The sequence below is a fragment of the Microbacterium sp. bgisy189 genome (genome assembly GCF_965345345.1).
In the GTDB taxonomy this organism is placed as follows: Bacteria; Actinomycetota; Actinomycetes; order Actinomycetales; family Microbacteriaceae; genus Microbacterium.
In genome coordinates this window covers 1-18,007 of the sequence record NZ_CBDRMZ010000011.1, presented here as the reverse complement: position 1 = coordinate 18,007, position 18,007 = coordinate 1, and the positions used below count along the sequence as shown (strand labels likewise).

General features: G+C 70.5%; 14 protein-coding genes and 2 pseudogenes. 2 read left to right on the top strand and 14 right to left on the bottom strand.

Annotated features, from left to right (window positions below; genetic code table 11):
• Window positions 1-8: 8 nt before the first annotated feature.
• Window positions 9-2,189 (bottom strand): alpha-galactosidase, encoded by a 2,181-nt coding sequence (locus ACSF8R_RS12685; RefSeq protein WP_434812236.1) that lies wholly within the window; start codon window positions 2,187-2,189, stop codon window positions 9-11.
• Window positions 2,190-2,302: 113 nt separating this feature from the next.
• Between ACSF8R_RS12685 and ACSF8R_RS12680 the strand changes: the two genes are divergently transcribed.
• A complete protein-coding gene (locus tag ACSF8R_RS12680; RefSeq protein ID WP_434812235.1) occupies window positions 2,303-3,427 on the top strand; it encodes an ROK family protein in 1,125 nt (374 codons plus the stop codon).
• 20 nt (window positions 3,428-3,447) lie between these two features.
• Here the strand turns inward: ACSF8R_RS12680 and ACSF8R_RS12675 are convergent.
• From ACSF8R_RS12675 to ACSF8R_RS12640, 8 genes and pseudogenes are all read right to left on the bottom strand, one after another.
• Window positions 3,448-3,597, bottom strand: a pseudogene (locus ACSF8R_RS12675) (IMP dehydrogenase); the annotation flags it as partial.
• A 239-nt stretch (window positions 3,598-3,836) separates the two neighbouring features.
• Entirely contained in the window at window positions 3,837-4,301 is a 465-nt protein-coding gene (locus ACSF8R_RS12670) for a hypothetical protein (protein ID WP_434812234.1), read from the bottom strand.
• Window positions 4,302-4,466: 165 nt separating this feature from the next.
• Complete coding sequence (locus ACSF8R_RS12665; protein WP_434812233.1) at window positions 4,467-5,720, bottom strand: D-arabinono-1,4-lactone oxidase; 1,254 nt, start codon at window positions 5,718-5,720, stop codon at window positions 4,467-4,469.
• Between the two features lie 143 nt (window positions 5,721-5,863).
• Window positions 5,864-6,733: a metal-dependent hydrolase gene (locus tag ACSF8R_RS12660; RefSeq protein WP_434812232.1), complete on the bottom strand. Its 870-nt coding sequence runs from the start codon at window positions 6,731-6,733 to the stop codon at window positions 5,864-5,866.
• A gap of 89 nt (window positions 6,734-6,822) precedes the next feature.
• A complete protein-coding gene (locus ACSF8R_RS12655; protein WP_434812231.1) occupies window positions 6,823-7,467 on the bottom strand; it encodes an FBP domain-containing protein in 645 nt (214 codons plus the stop codon).
• Window positions 7,468-7,555: 88 nt separating this feature from the next.
• On the bottom strand, window positions 7,556-8,428 hold the full coding sequence (locus ACSF8R_RS12650) for a serine hydrolase domain-containing protein (protein ID WP_434812230.1): 873 nt from the start codon (window positions 8,426-8,428) through the stop codon (window positions 7,556-7,558).
• Window positions 8,429-8,575: 147 nt separating this feature from the next.
• Window positions 8,576-9,346, bottom strand: coding sequence for an alpha/beta fold hydrolase (locus tag ACSF8R_RS12645; protein WP_434812229.1), 771 nt, complete (start codon window positions 9,344-9,346; stop codon window positions 8,576-8,578).
• 39 nt (window positions 9,347-9,385) lie between these two features.
• Window positions 9,386-9,700 carry a hypothetical protein gene (locus tag ACSF8R_RS12640; RefSeq protein ID WP_434812228.1) on the bottom strand — a complete coding sequence of 105 codons (315 nt, stop codon included), beginning with the start codon at window positions 9,698-9,700 and terminating at the stop codon, window positions 9,386-9,388.
• A gap of 538 nt (window positions 9,701-10,238) precedes the next feature.
• On the opposite strand from ACSF8R_RS12640, the gene ACSF8R_RS12635 reads away from it, so the two are divergent.
• The gene (locus ACSF8R_RS12635) at window positions 10,239-11,285 is read left to right on the top strand and encodes a LacI family DNA-binding transcriptional regulator (protein WP_434812227.1); all 1,047 of its coding nucleotides are present in this window, start codon (window positions 10,239-10,241) and stop codon (window positions 11,283-11,285) included.
• A gap of 7 nt (window positions 11,286-11,292) precedes the next feature.
• Here the strand turns inward: ACSF8R_RS12635 and ACSF8R_RS12630 are convergent, their stop codons facing one another.
• The 5 genes and pseudogenes from ACSF8R_RS12630 to ACSF8R_RS12610 all read right to left on the bottom strand — a co-directional run.
• A complete protein-coding gene (locus tag ACSF8R_RS12630; RefSeq protein ID WP_434812226.1) occupies window positions 11,293-14,349 on the bottom strand; it encodes a glycoside hydrolase family 2 TIM barrel-domain containing protein in 3,057 nt (1,018 codons plus the stop codon).
• Window positions 14,346-15,164 carry a carbohydrate ABC transporter permease gene (locus tag ACSF8R_RS12625; RefSeq protein WP_288969874.1) on the bottom strand — a complete coding sequence of 273 codons (819 nt, stop codon included), beginning with the start codon at window positions 15,162-15,164 and terminating at the stop codon, window positions 14,346-14,348. The genes ACSF8R_RS12630 and ACSF8R_RS12625 overlap by 4 nt, the downstream gene beginning before the upstream one ends.
• Entirely contained in the window at window positions 15,157-16,125 is a 969-nt protein-coding gene (locus tag ACSF8R_RS12620; RefSeq protein ID WP_434812225.1) for a carbohydrate ABC transporter permease, read from the bottom strand. Before ACSF8R_RS12620 ends, ACSF8R_RS12625 begins: the two co-directional genes overlap by 8 nt.
• A gap of 75 nt (window positions 16,126-16,200) precedes the next feature.
• A complete protein-coding gene (locus tag ACSF8R_RS12615) occupies window positions 16,201-17,496 on the bottom strand; it encodes an ABC transporter substrate-binding protein (RefSeq protein ID WP_301409183.1) in 1,296 nt (431 codons plus the stop codon).
• A gap of 166 nt (window positions 17,497-17,662) precedes the next feature.
• Window positions 17,663-17,827: pseudogene (locus ACSF8R_RS12610) on the bottom strand (integrase core domain-containing protein); the annotation flags it as partial.
• Window positions 17,828-18,007 lie beyond the last annotated feature (180 nt).

Here is an 18,007-nt window from a genome sequence, read left to right as displayed (position 1 = left end):
GTTCAGGGTCAGTCGGCGCGCGGCACGGCGCGCAGTTCGAGGACGGTGGCCTGCTGCGGGTGCTGCACGGGCGGGCGGATGCCTGCGAGGGCGAGCTGCCGGCCGGTGAGCACGGTGTCGTGGTGTGCCCAGGCGAGCGGCGACTGCGCCGGTGCCTGCACGACGCAGCCGGGCGTGGCCACCGTGACGCGGTAGCGGGTGGCGGGGTCGAGACCCGGCAGCGTGATGCGGCCAGCGGGCGAGGCGATAAGCGACGCGGTCTGCGCGATCGTGAAGAATGCGTGATCGCGGGTGTTCGCGACCACCCCGCGGACGTCGAGCCCCGGGTCGGCGACGTCGGCGTTCACGAGGCGCCCGGTGGCCACGAGCGGGCGCACCCGGCGGGCGAGCTCGACCCAGCCGCCGACGGCGTGGCGCTCGGCATCCGTCAGGGTCGTGAGGTCCCACTCGATGCCGAAGTGACCGAACAGGGCGACGGCGCCGCTCATGCCGAGCGAGACGGTGCGCCCGGTCGAGTGCACCTCGGGCGTGGTCAGGTGCATGCCCATCAGCTCGGGCGGCACGACCAGCGCGGTGTAGCGCTGGTTCTCGAGCCGCTCCACCGGGTCGAGGCAGTCGCTGGTCCAGATGCGGTCGGTGCGGTCAAGGATGCCGAGGTCGACGCGGGCGCCGCCTGACGCGCAGCTCTCGATCTCGAGCCCAGGGTGGGTGGCCTTGAGTTCGTCGAGCAGCCGGTAGACGGCCAGGGTGTGCGCGTGGATGCGGGAGCCGTCGCCCGCTCCCCCGCCGGCGTCGACGAGGTCGCGGTTGTGGTCCCACTTCAGGTAGGCGATCGGGTACTCCTCCAGCAGCGCGTGCAGCTGCCCGGCGATGTGCGCGTAGGCATCGGGGCGCGACAGGTCGAGCACCTGCTGCTGGCGGGCAGCGGGCGGCAGGTCGCGTCGACCCCGCAGGATCCAGTCGGGGTGCGCGCGGGCGAGGTCGCTGTCGGGGTTGACCATCTCGGGCTCGACCCACAGGCCGAACTCCATGCCGAGCGCGGTGACCCGGTCGACGAGCGGATGCAGACCGTTCGGCCACACGTCGGGGTCGACGATCCAGTCGCCCAGGCCCGCGGTGTCGTCGCGACGGCGAAGGAACCAGCCGTCGTCGAGCACGTAGCGCTCCGCCCCGACGTCGGCCGCCGCGTCGGCGAGCGCGAGCAGCCGGTCGAGGTCGTGGTCGAAGTAGACGGCCTCCCACGTGTTGACGGTGATCGGGCGCGGCCGGGTCGGGTGCTGCGGGCGCGCCCGCCACTCGTCGTGGAACCGGGTGGCGAGTTCGTCGAGCCCGTCGCCCCACGAGGCGAGCAGCCAGGGCGTGACGTACTCCTCGCCCGGGGCGAGGGCGACTTCGCCCGCCGCGAGCAGTTCGCCGCCGGCGAGGAAGGCCTCACCGGTCGTGACGCGCTCGGCGAGCACCCGCTGGTCGCCGCTCCAGGCGAGGTGGATGCCGTGCACCCGGCCCCGTTCGAACCCGAAACCGGGTCGGCCTGCGGCCAGCAGCACGGTGGCATCCGCCCCGGGCCGCCCGCGGCGGGACTCGCGCAGGTGCGTGCCGAAGGTGAGGTCGCGGCGCTGGGCGGAACGCTCCCGCAGGTGCCGGCCGGTGGTGTCGAGCACTTCGGTGGCATCCCACGGCAGCGGGGCGACGAGGTGTGCCGTCGTCACGGTGAAGGTGTCGGCGGCGTCGTTGCGCACCGTCATCCGCTGACGGAAGAGTCCCGATGCGCCGACGCCGAGTTCGAGGTGCACGGTGATGCCGGCCTCGGCGTCGGTGAGCACGAGCAGCGTACCCTCGGGCGATTCGAGCACCGCGGTGAGGGTCGGCAGGATGCTGACAGCGTGCCCGCCGCGCATGCCCTCCAGCGCGGGCGTGCCGAGCCAGCCGGATGCGGCAGTGCTGAGGGCGGTCAGCCGTGCGGTCTCGTCGAGTCCCCCCGAGACGCGCTGCGGGCGCGCGGCGACGGCGAGGGACCGCAGCGTGGCGTCATCGGCGTCGCCGAGCGCCGCACCCCAGTGGATGATCGCGGGCGTCGGGTGCGCGTCGAGGTCGAGCACGACGCTCGTGCCTCCCGAGGCGAGATGGAGGATGCGGGATGCGGCGGCAGGTGTCGACATGACGTCGACCTCGTTGTCGGTCTCGAGCATGGCATTAGTTTTAGCACTGAAGTAATCGAGATGGCAAGAGGGAGATCTGGCGGGATTCGACCCGATTCGGCGGGCGGGTTCGTGCCACAATGGAACGAACAACGCGAGGCGAGGTGACCCACCCGATGGTCAGCGAGAGCGAAGCCGCACTGGCGCGCGCCGTGCTCATCCACGGTCCGCTGTCGCGCAGCGCCCTCACGAAGCGACTGAGCCTGTCGCCCGCGAGCCTCACGCGGCTGGCCAAGCCGCTGCTGGATTCCGGCATCCTCATCGAGCTCGGCGACACGGCCGACGGCACCGTCGGCCGCCCCTCACGCCCGCTCGACATCGCCCCCGACGTCGGCGGGTTCGTCGGCGTCAAGCTCACCGGCGACCGCATCTACGCCGTCGCGACCGACGTGCGCGCCGAGCCGATCGCCGAGACGGAGCGAGCGCTGTCGAGCACCGACCCGGGCGAGGTGATCGAGGCGATCGTCGAGCTCGTGGCCGGGTTCGAGGTGCGCAAGCTTCGGGGCATCGGCGTGAGCCTCGGCGGGCTGAGCCGCGACGGCGTCGTCGTCGACGCGCCGTTCCTCGACTGGCACGACGTCGCCCTCGCCGAACCGCTCGCGCAGCGGCTCGGCGTGCCGGTCACCCTCGAGAACGACCTCGTCGCCCTCGCCGAGGCGGAGCGGTGGTTCGGCGTGGGTCGCGGCATCCCCGGCTTCGCCGTCATCACCGTCGGCATCGGCGTCGGGTACGCGCTCGTCGTCGACGGGCAGGTCGTGCACACCCCCGACTCGGGCGTCGGCACCGGCGGGCACATCCCCGTCGCGCCGAACGGCCCGCTGTGTTCGGAGGGGCACCGCGGCTGCACGCAGGCGATGCTCACCTCCGGCTCGGTCGCGGCGCAGGTCTCGGCCGCACTGCAACGACCGGTGACCTTCGACGAGGTGCTCGACGCGGCATCTCTCGGCGAACCGGCCGCGCGCGCCGTCGTCGACGCGTCTGCCGCGGCGCTCGGCCGGCTCATCGCGCTCGCGACGAACCTCACGCTGCAGCACACCGTGGTGCTCGCCGGCGAAGGCGTGGGCCTGTACGACCGCGCGGCCGACGTCGTCGCCGACGCGATCCGCGCCGACCGCGCGGCCGAAGCCGCGCCCGTCAACGTGCACGTCGACCGCACCGGCTTCCGCGCCTGGGCCCGGGGCGCCGCCGCCGTCGCGATCCAAGCCGCCGTCGACCGCCTCGCCGGCTGAGCCCCACTGCCGACGCTGCCCCCGGCTGCTGAGATTGCGTCGGTCGCCCCGAACCGGCGCCCGAGCGCCTGGCGGTCGGCGTGGCGGCTCATCGCGATGACGCGCTCGGCGCCGAGCTGTCTGGCGACGAGGATGCCGAGCAGTCCCACCGCACCGTCGCCCGCGACGGCGGGCGCACGCCGAGCTTCGCGCGCTTCCAGTTCCTCGACCCCGCCTCGCGAACTGTCGACGCGCAGCGACGTGTTTCGCACGCTGTGGGCGCAACATGACGTGCGGGTGCACGGCGCCGGTGACGCATCCGGTGCGGGTCGTCGGAGCCGCGGTGCTCGTGTCGACTCGGCGGCCACACGGCTCCACTGCTGCCCCACCGTTCCGACGACTGGCACGCCATCCCGGTGCCGCGTCGAAGTCAGACCAGGCGCATGACCATGACGTCGTACGCGCCAGCCTCGCCGGGGGTGTCGGGACCGATTGCGGATGCCGGCACCACGTTGCGCATGACGAGGCGAACACCGCCGTCGACCGTGACGTCGATCTGCCAGCCCCAGTCGCCCGCGTAGGTCGCCGCGAGCGCACACCCGCCATCGGCCAGCGGCGTGCCGACGAGCGTCATCGGGCTGGGCTGCTGATGCCAGGAATCCAGCCACGATGCGGTGATCACGCCGTCCTCGTCCGGTGATCCGACCAGCAGCGCGCCGGTCTGCGACCCGTCGACGGGGTGCTGCCAGGCGTAGGTCAGCACGATGCCGTGTCCGCCGGCGACGGCATCCACCCGCCCGCTGGCCGGCAGGGTCGCGAGGTCGTCGGTCGGCATGAGCCGAAACCCGTTCTCGCCGCTCAGTGGCCTGCCGTCGGGTGCGTTCCAGAATCCCATCCCGCCATTGTGCGGGGTGCGCGGCCGGGGCGCTCTACCGGCCGCCGCGCACCACGACTGCGCCAGTTCGCGGCATCCGCGCCATCGATCGGTGGCGCAGTCGCCGAATACTGGCGCAGTCGAGTGACGAAGCGTCGGCCGGACCGGGGCGCTACGGCCGGGGCGCTACAGCCCGATGCGGTCAAGGAAGGCGTTGCCGAACACGTCGTCGGGGTCGAGGCGGCGACGCAGCGCGGCGAAGTCGTGCCAGCGCGGGTACCGTTCGGCGAGCGCGTCGCCGGGCAGTTCGAAGACCTTGCCCCAGTGCGGCCGGGCGGCCTCGGGCAGCGCTGCCTCGATCGCCGGCAGCAGGGCGCGGACTGCCGGTTCGTCGGGCTTCCAGGTGAAGTGGATGCCGACCGTCGCCGCCCCATGGGCACCCGACAGCCACAGGTCGTCACCGGCCATCGTGCGCACCTCGGTGACCAGCAGCAGCGGCGCGATGCGCGGCGCGAGCGCCCGCAGGGCTTCGACTGCGGCGGGCACCTCGCCGCGCGGCAGCAGGTACTCGGACTGCAGTTCCGCGCCGGCTGACGGCGTGAACGCGAGCCGAAAGTGCGGCAGCCGCTCGAACCACGGCCCGAGCACGCCGCCCTGGTCGGTGGCGGGTGTCGGGTCGACGCCGCGGATCGGATGCCGGGGCCCGTCGGCTGCGACACCCCCGAACGCCGCGAGGTCGGGCGTCTCGCCGCCCTCGCGCGTCTTGACCCAGACCTGGTCGATGGTCTCGGCATCCTGCCAGGTCGTGAACAGGCTCACGCTGTCGCCGGCTGACGTGAGCGTGTCGAAGTCGGCGAGCGCACGGCTCCATCGGACGCGGTCGAAGACGCGCTGCGCGACCCGGTAGTCGGGTTCGACGTCGAGTTCGAGATGCGTGACGATGCCGAGCGCGCCGAGCGCGACGACGGCGCCGGCGAAATCGGCATCCGATCGGGTCAGGCGCAGCGTGCCCCCGCCCGCCGTGATCAGCTCGACGGCCCGCACCTGGGTCGCGAGCGTGCCGATGCGGTCGCCCGACCCATGCGTGCCGGTCGCGACGGCGCCGGCCACCGAGATGTGCGGCAGCGACGCGAGGTTCGCGAGGGCGACGCCGTGGCGCTGCAGCTCGGTGGCGAGTTCGCCGTGGCGGATGCCGGCGGGCACGGTCGCGACGCCGTCCTGCACCGTCACCTGGGCAGGATCGGCGAGCGCGTCGAGCGTCACGAGCAACCCGTCGGTGTCGGCGAGGTCGGTGAAGGTGTGCCGGCTGCCGAGCGCCCGCACCCGCCGCGCCGAGGCGACCACCTCGCGCAGTTCGTCGAGCGACCTCGGCCGCACGAGCCCCGCCGCGCCGTAGCCGACATTGCCCGCCCAGTTGCGCCCCGCGGCCTCGCTCACCATGCCGCCATCCTCACCCGCCACGCGCGCCCCTGTCCACGTGCCGTGTGCAGGAAGACCTGTGACGCATGAGGTCAGTGACCGGGATGCCGCCGCATCCGTCGCAGGACTTCCTGCAGAAGGAATGGCGGCGGTCGGCCTCTGATTCAGACCGCAGGCACCGTCGTCGTCATCGTGACCTCGCGGCCGCCGACCACATCGACGGTTTCGAGCGTCACGGCGATGCCGCGCAGCTGGTGCAGGTCGGTCGTGTGCGTACCGCCGCACGGGATTTCGGCGGTGCCGGCGGCGCTCTCGCACACCCACGTGCGTCGGGCCGAGATGCGGTCGTCGTCACGACGGATGTGCACCGGCCCGCCGGCCTCCGCCCACGCCGTCAGCAGCGCATTCGCGCGCGCCTCGACCGCCGCCATGTCATCGAGCGCGGTCGCCGTGAAGCCCTTGCGGCGCAGCGACTTGCCGATGCGGTAGACGTCGACCGACCCGTGCGGGTGGATGCGGGAGGTCTGGATGGCGGCGGCATCGAAGCCCGGGTTGCCGAACGCGTCGGTGCCGACCGGCTTCGTCCAGGCGTCGGCGAGGGCCGCGTCGAGCGCGAGGGATGCCAGGTGGCACGCCGTGTGGCCGATCGACAGCGCGGTGCGGTGCGCGGCATCCACTTCGACATCGACACGGTCGCCGACCGCAGGCGCGTCACCTTCGAGGATGTGCACGACGACGAACGTCCACCCCTCGGTCGCCATGCGGACGGGCAGGTCGGCGCCGACACGCAGCACGCCCTCGTGGATGCCGCCGGTGACCGCATCGACGACCTCGGCGACCGTGTCAGCGAACCGCAGCCGCCCCCGGTCGGCAGGCTGGTCGGGCCACGCCGTGTCGACCGGGTGGAACGCGGTGCGGTCGAGGATGACGCCGACGCGTCCGCCGTCGAGCGGCTCGACGTGCAGCACCGTGCCGGTCGAGGCCGTGTCGCCGTCGGGGTAGGTGACACGGGTGTCGTCGTCTGGGATCGCCATGGTTCCTCCGTTGGTTCGCGGCGGTGGGTGCGGTGGGCGCGTGGTGCGGGTGTGCGGGTGTGCGGGTGTGCGGGTGTGCGGGTGCTCGATCAGAGCTCGGCGGCGAACGCGGCCGTCAGCATGCGCAGGTCATCGATGCGGCGGTCGCGTGCCGCCTCGCGGTCGAACCCCTCGTACGCCAGCGGCGGCAGTCGGCGCACGTTCGTCGAACACTCGAAGTCTTCGCAGATCAGGGTTCCGACCGCGTCGCCTTTGCGTCCGGCCGGTCCGGATCGCTTGGCGACGTAGAGGACGACGTCGTTGGGCAGCGTCACGTCGCGGCACCACGAGCACTGCGCACGAGCGTTCGGCTTCGCGTCGGCGCGCTGCAGCAGAATGCCGGTGATGCCGCCGTCGTCGTCGAGCCCAGGCACCATCAGATAGGAGCGGCGGGCGAGCTTCGGGTCGCGCCAGCCGAGGTAGTCGAGCCGGTCCCAGTCGAGCGTCTCGAAGTCGGGCGGCAGGGTGAGACTGGCCGCCTCTTTGCGGGACGCGTTGCGGAACGAGGCGCGGATGGTCTGTTCGGTCAGGGGGCGCACGATGCCTCCCCGATCCATCCGAACATGCCTCCAGCGTACGCTCCGGCCACCCGGCGCCGGGCCGCGCCGTGTGATGGCTGCATGCTCGAGATCGAACTCGTCGACGGCGTCCTCGACGCCGAGGCGCTCCCACCATGCCCCACCGTGCCGTGCCATACCGTGAGTCCAAGGTTTACCCGTGAGTCAACCGCTCACAACGGCCGACTCGGGCTCGAATCCCGGACTCACCGAGAATGAGGCGCGCTCAAGAGGCGAGAGCGGATGCCGCGAGCTCAGCGAGGCGGTGGTCCCGGTGCTCTTCGTGCGCCGTGATGGTGACGACGGCATCCGCAGGGTCATCGACGATGACGTACTGGCCGTAGCGGCCGTCGAGCCGCCAGGCGCGGCCGGGTCCCTGCCAGACGCCGAACCCGTAGCGGGACCAGCGACCGTCGGCGCCGGTCGCGAAACTGTCGCGCGCCATCCGCTCGACCCACTCGGTGCTCACGAGCTGTTCACCTTGCCACTGGCCGCGATCGCGCAGCAGCCTGCCGATGCGGGCGAGCTCGTCTGTGCGCAACTCGAGACCGCTGCCGGCGGCGATGTGCCCGAGCGGGCACCGGTGCCACTGCGGGTTGTGGATGCCGAGTGGATCGAACAGCCGCGGCATGAGCCAATCGCGCACATCGCCGACGCGGGCGGCCAGCATGCGCATCGCGACGTAGGGGCTCGCGTCGGTGTACTGGAACGCGGCGCCGGGGGCGGCGGGATGCCGCAGCATCTCGTGCGCGAGATCGTTCCACGGCACGCGTTGGTCAGCGAACCACTGGAAGTCGATGCCGCTGCGCATCGTCAGCAGATGCTCGAGCGTCACGCCCTCCGTGCCGGCGCCCGGCTGCGGTACGTCGAGCACCTCGAGCGCGGCGGTGTCGAGCGCGAGTACGCCTTCGTCGATCGCCATCCCGGCGGCGAGCGCGCAGACGCCCTTCGACACCGAGTACAGGTTGACCCGGTCATCGCTGCGCCATCGGTGTGCGGCCTCGTCGTCGCCGACGAGCACGTGCACCCCGTACGCGCCGAGGCCCTCGGCATCCACTCCCGCGACGATGCGATCCCGCACCCGCACCGCCGCCGTCATGCTCGCACCGCCCCTCTGGGCGTGCACAACTGCGGGGATGCTGCGCGACCCGCCGCATCCGCCCACCCCGAACCGGCGCGTCGGCCACGATCCCCGCAGTTGTGCACGGCAGGCACGGCGGGGAGGGCGGGCGCGATCAGCACGGGGTCAGTCCCAGTCGAGGTAGTCCTCGATGATGGCGGAGGTTTCGCCGGGGTGGGTGGCGGCGAAGAAGTGGCCGCCGCCGTCGACGGAGGTGACGCTCACGAGCGCGGGTGCCGAGGCGCGCACCTCTTCGCCGCCGGCGGGCGGGGTGACGCGGTCGTCGGAACCCTGGATGACGAGCACTGGCACGCCCTCGGCGATCGTCGCCCACTCGGCGGTGGGGGTCGCGGCGAGCGCTGCGCGCTGCATGGGGGCGACCTCGGCGTCGCGCGAGGCCTTGATGATCGTCCAGGCGTGGGCGGCGTCTGCCGTCGTGCCGATGAGCTGCTCGATGACGGCGAGGGCTTCGGCATCGGTCGGGTCGCCGAAGACGACGTCGAGCGCGGCCTGCGCCTCGGCCGACGCGGGCACGGATGCCGTGGCCCCAAGCATCAGCACACCGTTGACGCGGTCGTGGTGGTCGTGCGCGAATGTGCGGGCGACGGCGCCGCCGAACGCGTGACCACCGATCCAGGCGTGGTCGACGCCGAGTTCATCGAGCACATCGAGCACGTCCTTCGCGAGGTCGTGCATCGTGACGCCCTCGGCCGCGCGGCGCGAGCCGATGCGCACGACCTGGAAGTCCTCCTCCGTCAGCACGTGCGCGAGCGTCGCGAGGTAGACGGTGTTGAGGCCCTCGCCGGGCAGCAGCACGATCGCGGGGCCTTCGCCCTCGGTGGCGTAGGGGATGGCCCGGCCATCGGGTTCGAACGTGTGCCTGCGCAGATCGGTCATGCGCCTATTTTCTCAGAGGTCGACGCGTGCTCGTGCGGGTCACTGCGCCCAGTCGACACCGAGTTCACGGAAGGTGCGTTCCGAGCGCACCGCGGCCCGCAGCGCCGACTCGACGCCGCTGACGACGCGGTGCGTCTCGGCGCCGTCCGCGAGGCGGGTGATCCACGCATCCCCGATCACGCGCGGCTCGTCGGCATCGACGACCGCGACGAGCATGCGGGTGAACGCGCCGGTGTGCTCGAGCGGCGCGAGCAGTTCGCCGCCGTCCCGACGCACCCGCAGCAGGTCGGTGAGCAGATGGGTGCGCTCGTGGTGCGTCGTGAACGGGGCGTCGTCGCCGTGCCACTGCTGCACGACGTCGAGCGTGTAGTAGAACCGGATGCCGCCGAGGCGCCGTAGCGCTGCACGTCGCCGATCGCACCGCGCGCGATCCGTTCACGGATCTCGCCGATCGCCGTCGAGCCGAGGCTCTGAAAGCCGATCTGTACGAGGCGGCCCGCCGCTGAGGCGGCGGATCGCAGCGTCTCGAACTCCGCCAGTGTCGCGGTCGGGGGCTTTGGTCATGTCGAACGGTACTCCCCCGACCGATGTCAGCGCAGCCGCCGCGCAGCTCGCGGTCGCCGCGGCCTTCGTCGTGGTCGCGCTGCTCACCTAGGGCATGTCTGACAATTGCCGGGTCCAGGCACGGCCGAGTCGCCGTCCTTCTCACGCTAGTGAAGCGCTCGCTTTGCGGGGTGGCTGTGCTCAGATGTGCACCTCGCCGCCCGCCCTCACCCCACCCCACCGCTGTCCACCACCCCACCGGTGGGTGGGTGAGGGCCGGAGGGAAGGCCGGGGACGGGGGCGCGACCGCGGATTGGTATCGTTCAGGGGGACGCCGGGAGGGTCAGTGGTGGAGCAGCCGGAGGACGCGCGCGTGTGGCGCGCGCCGTCGATCATCGACGTCGCACGTGAGGCCCGGGTCTCGGCGCAGACCGTCTCTCGCGTCGCCAACGGCATGGACATCGTGCGTCCGGTCACCCGCGACAAGGTGCTCGCGGCCATGGACCGGCTCGGCTACCGGCCGAACTCCGCCGCGCGCGCTCTGAAGACCGGCAGGTTCCGCACCCTCGGCGTGATCATGTCCGAGCTCTCCAGCTACGGCAACACCCGAACGCTGGAGGCGTTCGCCAGCGAGGCGTCCCAGGCCGGCTACTCGCTCGCGCTCACCCCGCTGTGGACCATCGCGCAGGCGGGCCTGACCGGCGCGCTCACCCGGATCGCCGACCAGGCGGTCGACGGGCTCATCGTGGTGCTCGAAGAGCATGAGCTGCTCAAGTCCGACCTGAAGCGCATCGCCAAGATCCCCACGGTCGTCGTCACCGCCGGCCGCTCGCATCCCTACGTCGCGATCGACACCGATCAGGCGCAGGGCGCCCGGCTGGCCACCGAGCACCTCCTTTCACTCGGGCACGAGACGGTCTGGCACGTCCGCGGACCCGAGCGCTCGCACGGCGCCAGGGACCGCGCGCAGGCTTGGGCCGACACGCTCCGCGAGCACGGCCGCGTGGTGCCCCCGGTCATGCCGGGTGACTGGAGCCCGGCATCCGGTTACGCGGCGGGGAAGCGACTGGCAGCCGACCCCGCGGTGACGGCGATCTTCGCGTCCAACGACGCGATGGCGCTGGGAGCCATGCGCGCACTGCACGAGGCCGGACGCGACGTGCCCGGCTCGGTCAGCGTCGTCGGCTTCGACGACATGGAGCTCTCCGCCGACTTCCGGCCGCCGCTGACCACGGTGCACCAGTACTTCGACCGTGTCGCCACCGCGGCGGTCGGCATGCTCATCGACCGGATCGAGCACCAGAAGCGCACCACCGCCGACCCGGTGCCCACCGAGCTGATCGTGCGGGCGAGCACCGCGCCGCCCCCGGGATCGGGGACGGCGCGGGTCGGCTGAGCCGGGCTCAGCGGTTCTGGATGCCGCGGAACGCGAACCGGAACTCGAGGTCTCCCGTCGGCAGGAGGTAGCGCTCCAGCGGACGCGAACCCCAGGAGTCGTCGCCGGCGACACCGCGGCGCATCAGCGCCGGCCGCACGATCGTGCGGTGGATGGGAGGCAGCTCGTTGGGATGCAGCGCGCTCTCGATCTCGGCGGGCGTCCAGCTCAGCGCCGAGAACTCCATCGTCGGATCGCCTTCGAAGCGGAGGCCCGCGCCACGGGCATCCGTCACCTCCGCCCAGCGCACCCCGGTGCGATTACCCGCCTCCTGCGGACGGATGTACGGCGTGAGCATCTCGGGGATGCTCCGGTCGTAGACCCCCAGCCGCGCGCCCGCGCGGCGGTCGACGTAGCACTCCTCCGGCCCCTCGCCGTACCAGCGCACCTGGTCGTAATCCGCGGGCATCGCCAGCATCGTGGCGAACTCGGGCATCTGCGGCAGACCCTCGGGCACGTGCATCCGCTGGGTGACCTCCACCCGGCCCGCGCCGTCGACGAGATAACTGAGATCGCAGTGCGTCACGGGCGTCGTCGGCAGCTCGTAGCGGTAGCCGATGCGCACCCCGCCGTCGACCTGCTCGACCGAGATGTCCGCCGGCTCGTGAAACCCGCTGGCGCGGCCGTAACGGCTGGCGAGCAGCCACTGGCCCTCTTCGAACGGGCCGCCCCAGCCCCGCTCGTTCGCGGTCGGCGCATGCCAGAAGTTCGGGGTGACCGCGCCCGAGAGCAGCTCGCGGCCGCCCGTGCGCGTCTCGCCGAAGCGGTACGAGGTCAGCCCGTTGAAGATCCGCGAGAACGTCACGTGGAAGCCGGGCCCGTGCACGCCGATGCTCAGCGTGCCCTCGACCAGGCGCGGCGCGGGCGCCGCGACCTGCGCGGCCGGTGCCGTCGCGCCTGCGGCCGGCTCGCCGACCCTGAGCACGTGCTCGCCGAAGGCGACCTCGTGCCCGGCGGGTGCCCACGCCGTCTCGGTCCGCAGGTGCAGCGAGACGACGATCGCGTACTCGCCCACCGCCGCGGGAATCGCGACCGGCAGCGGGTACACCGCCGACCCGCCCGGCGCGACGTCCGTGTCGACGACGCCGGTGGCCACGACCCGCCCTTCCCGGGAGATCGAGACGCGCGTCTCGTATTCGGCCGACGAGGTCGACATCAGCCGGTTCGTCAGCGCGAACGACGACTCCGACACGTCGACGACGAAGCCCTGGTACAGCCGCTTCATCTCCTGCGCCATCGGCGAGGGGGTGTGGTCGGCGAAGAAGATGCCGTTGCCGCTGAAGTCCTGATCGTGCGGCGCCTCGCCGTTGTCGCCGCCGTAGCCGAAGTACTCGCGGCCGTAGCGATCGCGCATGAGGATCGCCTGATCGGCGAAGTCCCAGATGAAGCCGCCCTGGAACAGCTCGTCACGATACGCGAGCTCGATGTACTCGCCGACCCCGCCGAAGGAGTTGCCCATCGCGTGCGCGTACTCGCACACGATGAACGGCTTGTCGCGGTTGGTGCGCAGATAGTCCTCTACCGCCGCGGCGGGGGTGTACATCTGGCTCGCGATGTCGGTCGTCTCGGGGTACCTCGGGTCCCAGTGCACGCCCTCGTAGTGCACCGGGCGATCGTCGACCGACCGGAACCAGTCGGCCACATCGCGCAGCACCGTGCCGCCGAAGGACTCGTTGCCGCAGGACCAGATCACCACGCTGGCGTGGTTCTTGTCGCGCTCGAGCATGCTGCGGGCACGATCCAGCGCCGCCGGGCGCCATTCGTCGTGGTCGCCGGGCAGGGCGGTGTCGAGCGATTCGCCGTGCAGGCGGATGCGGCTCCACCGGGCGTGCGTCTCGAGGTTCATCTCGTCGATGACCATCAGGCCGTACTCGTCGGCGAGGGCGTAGAACGCCGAGTCGTTCGGGTAGTGGCTGGTGCGCACGGCGTTGACGTTGTGCGCCTTCAGCATCCGGATGTCGGACTCGGTGAGCTCTCGCGACGGCACCCGCCCGTTCAGGCCGAACTCGTGACGGTTGATGCCGTTGAAGACGACCCGGTCGCCGTTGAGCGACAGCACGCCGTTCTCGATGCCGAACCGGCGGATGCCGACTCGCTGCGGGACGACCTCGGTCAGCGCTCCGGCGGCGTCGCGCACCTCGATCACGAGGTCGTACAGGTGCGGATGCTCGGGGCTCCACAGCCGGGGCTCCTCCACCTGCACGACGAAGGCTCCGTCGGCATCCCGCGCGAGCTCGCCGACGCCCTCGATGCGGGCCGAGACGGCGCCGCCCGCCCCGTCGAGCTCCACGCGGACCCGCACCTGGGCGGATGCCAGGTCATCGGCGACCGCGGTGGTCACGCGGATGTCCTCGGCGTGCACCCCGGGGCGCCGGTACAGGGTGACGTCGCGGAAGATGCCCGAGAACCGGAAGAAGTCCTGGTCCTCGAGCCACGAGCCGGCGCTGTAGCTGAACACCTGCGCGGCGATGCGGTTCTCGCCCTCGACCAGCGCGTCGGTGAGATCGAACTCGGCGGGGGTGAAGCTGTCGGTGCTGTAGCCGATGTAGCGGCCGTTCACCCACAGCGCGATCGCGCTCTCCGCGCCGTGGAAGGTGACGCTGAGCCGCTCGCCCTCGGCGAGCGGACAATCGAGCGCGAAGGTGCGCACATAGCATCCGATCGGGTTGTCGCGCTCGGGGACCTGCCCCGGCTCGATGTCCTCCTGGCCGTCCCATGCGTAGCCGACGTTGACGTACTGCGGTCGGTCGTAGCCCTCCAGCTGCAGGTGCGAAGGCACGCGGATGTCGTCCCACCCCGACACATCCCGCGACGGATCGGCGAAGTCGGGCAGCACCTGCCCCTGGTTGCGGGCGCAGAAGAACTTCCACAAGCCGTTCAGCGACTGCTCGAACGCGCTGACCCCCGATCGCGCCTCGTCGAGGTCGGCGAACCAGCGGTGGTCCGAGTGCGCCGGGCGGCGGTTCTCCGAGACGAAGGTCGGGTCGGCGATGCGCTCGATGGCGAAGACGGGATCGAATGTCACTTGATGGCTCCGGTGATGCCCTGTGCGAAGGCGCGCTGCAGGATGAGGAAGATGAGGATGGTCGGGAGGGATGTCAGCAGCACGGCGAGCATGAGCACGCCGTAGTCGGTGACGTATCCGGCCGTGAGGTTGGCGATGAGCATGGGCATCGTCTGCACCGCGTTGTCGAGCAGGATCACACGCGGCCAGAGGAAGTTGTTCCACGAGGCCATGAAGGTGATGACGGCCGCGGCGGCGAAAGTGGACTTCATCGTCGGCACGTAGATGCGCGCGAAGATGGAGAGCTCCTTCAGCCCGTCGATCCGGGCGGCCTCGATGACCTCATACGGGAACGAGCGCGACGCCTGCCGGAACAGCAGGATCAGCAGTGGCGTGGCGATCGAGGGGATGATCACCGCGAACAGCGAGTTGACCATGTCGAACTGCGCGAAGATGCGGAACAGCGGGATCATGATGGCCGCGAACGGGATCATCATCGCCAGCATGAGGATCGCCATCACGACGTCCTTGCCGCGGGAGTGGTAGATCTCGAAGCCGTAGCCCGCGATCGCGCAGACGATCAGCGACAGCACCGTCGTGCCGATGGCGATGAGGGACGAGCTGATCATGGCGGCGCCGAGATCCTGCTGCGTGGTCAGCGCCACCAGATTGTCGATGAAGTGGCCGCCCGGGGTCAGCCGGGATCCGAGGACCTCTCGGGTCGAGTTGGTCGATGAGACCAGCATGAAATACAGCGGGAAGACCGAGAACAGGGCGAACACGGTCAGGAACGCGTAGCCGGGCACGCGTCGCCAGGGAAAGCGTCGACTAGTCACGCTTGTCACCCACCTTCATCTGGATGAGAGCCAGCACCGCGACCATGATCAGGATCACGTACGAGATCGCGGAGGCGTAGCCGACGTTGGGGTTCTTCAGGAATGCGAGCTCGTAGAGGTAGTGCGACATCGACATCGAGTTGTATGACGGCCCGCCCTTGGTGAGCGCCCAGGACTCGTCGAACAGCTGCAGCGTGCCGTTGATCGACATGATCGCGGTGAGCACGATCATCGGCCGCAGCTGCGGCACGGTCACGAACCAGAACGTCTTGAACGCACCGGCGCCGTCGATTCGCGCGGCCTCGAGGGTGGAGTGGTCGACGTTCTGCAGCGCCGCCAGGAAGAAGATCATGTTGTAGCCGGTCCACCGCCACAGCAGGCCGATGATGATCACGAACCGCGCGGTCCCCGGCTCGCCGAGCCAGTTGAGCGGGTCGTGCATGAGGCCGACCGCCATGAGGACGTCGTTGACCAGTCCGTCCGTGGCGAACATGGTGCGGAAAACCAGCGAGTACGAGACCAGCGAGACGGCGCACGGCAGGAAGATCATCGTGCGCCAGAGGGCCTTGCCCCTCAGCTTCGGGTCGTTCAGCAGGTTGGCCAGCACCATCGCCAGGATCAGCATGATCGGCACCTGGACCACCAGGTAGAACACCGTGTTGAACATGGTGAGCTTGAAGATCTCGTCGTCGAGCAGCCGGGCGAAGTTCGACCACAGCGGCTCCGCCCAGTTCAGCCGTGATCCCCGGCCGGTCTGCAACGAGAGGACGAATGCCTGGATCATCGGCACGAAGCTCAGCAGCGTGATCAGGAGGGCTGCCGGCAGAAGGAACCCCCACCCGGTGAGGTTGCGTCGCCGTGCGGTGTTCAGCCACGGTCCGCGCGGGGTGAAGTCCGGTGGAGGGGTGCTCCGCCCCCGCCGGCGGGAGCCGTCGGAGGTCACGATCGCCTGGGTCGCCACGATGCGTACTCGCTTTCCATTGCTTCGGAACAGGACGCTCGGGCGGGGCGTCGTGCCCCGCCCGAGCGGAGAGGGTCAGTTCATCGCGAACTCGACGTTGGCCTGGGCCTCGTCGAGCGCATCCTCGATGCTGGTGCCGCCGATGACCTTGGTCATCGCCGCGCTGACCGCATCACGACCTTCGAAGAAGTAGACGCCGGTGTTGCTGCTGGGCACCTCGGCGCCGAACTCGACGACCTTCTGGAAGATCGGCTGCCCGCTGAAGAACGCGCTCGGCTCGGCGTACACGCTGCTCTCGCCGGCGGGGATCCAGTTCGCGACCGCACCGGCCTTCGGCAGGATCGTGTCGTAGAAGTCGGTCGATCCCGCGAAGGTGGATGCCAGGAAGTCGGCGGCGAGCGTCGCGTCGCCGGTGGAGCTGATCGCCCAGGACGAACCGCCGTTGGCCGAGTAGTTCGTGGCGTCGGGCACGCCGTCGAGCTTCGGCAGGTCGGTGACGGCCCACTTCCCCGCCTGGTCCTCAGCGGTCTGGATCGACCCGGCGATCCAGATGCCGTTGATGGTGCCGGCGACAGAGCCGTTGACGAAGCTGCTGATGTACTCGTCCCACGAGTTGACCTCGACGAACACGCCGGACTCGACCAGCTCGGTGTACACCTCGATGGCGTCGATCAGCACATCGTTGCCGGCGATCGTGGGCTGACCGTCCTTGTCGAACAGGCTCCCCCCGGCGGACTGCAGGATGATCGACAGCAGGTCGGACGAGCCGGCGATGCCGGAGAGCAGCGGCTTGCCGGTCTTGGCCAGCACGTCCTTGCCCTTCGTGATGAAGTCGTCCCAGGTGGTGCTGGTGAAGTCGTCGATGGTGTATCCGGCCTGCTCCAGCACGTCGGTGCGCAGGGCCGAGACCGCGGTGCCCGAGTCGAAGGGCACACCGTAGTTGACGTCGTCGATCGTGGAGTAGGCGGTGACGCTCTGGGGGAACTCCGAGAAGTCGATGTCGGCGTCGGCGTAGTCGCCGAACACGTCGGGATAGTTGATGACGTTCTTCTGGAACGCGCTGTTCTGCATGAGGAAGATGTCGGGCAGCTCGTCGAACTGCTGCGACTGGGCGATGGTGGTGAGCTTGGCCTGCAGGTCGTCCCAGGGCGTCTCCACGATCTTCAGCTCGAAGTCGGGGTGGTCCTTCTGGTAGACCTTCTCGGCCTCCTTCATCGCATAGATGTTGAAGGAGGGGTCCCAGGCCCAGACGGTCAGGGTGTTGCCGTCGCCGGAGCCCTCGGCGTCGCCACCGCTGCCGCATGCGGTCAGCGCGAACAGGGGAAGGATCGCCGCGGCGGCCATCGCCGCAGCCTTTGTCATGCGCTTCATCGAAGCATGTCCTCTCGGGGGGGATTCAGGTGGCCACGGAACGACTCCTCGGCCCTGCCACGACGTCCACGTCACTGGCAATTGCCAAAATGATCACGTAAACATTCTGCGTCAGGCAAGTCCTGTTACGCAATCGTGACCTTACCGGCGCGGGTCAGCGGGTCGATCAGAACCGCTCCCGCCGCCGGCTGCGCCGCGGCTCCGCGATGGGAGGCCGGCGGTCGTGGTTGTATTCGGTCTTCCAGTCGCCGATCACGACCTGGGCGTGGAGCAGCGAGTAGAAGCTGTTGATGTTCAGGCACTCGTCGCGGAGCCTGCTCTCGGCATCCTCGCCTTCACTTCGGCGAGGTCACCCGTGGCCAGGCCTCTCGCCCTCGCTGCGCCACCGGCGACATCCTCCGCTTCGCGAGGTCACCATGGACGAGCCCCTCGCTGGGCGACGCGTGCGTCCCGTCATGGCCTGAGACCTCACATCACCGACGGGGCCCTGCCGAGAGACGATCCTCACGGT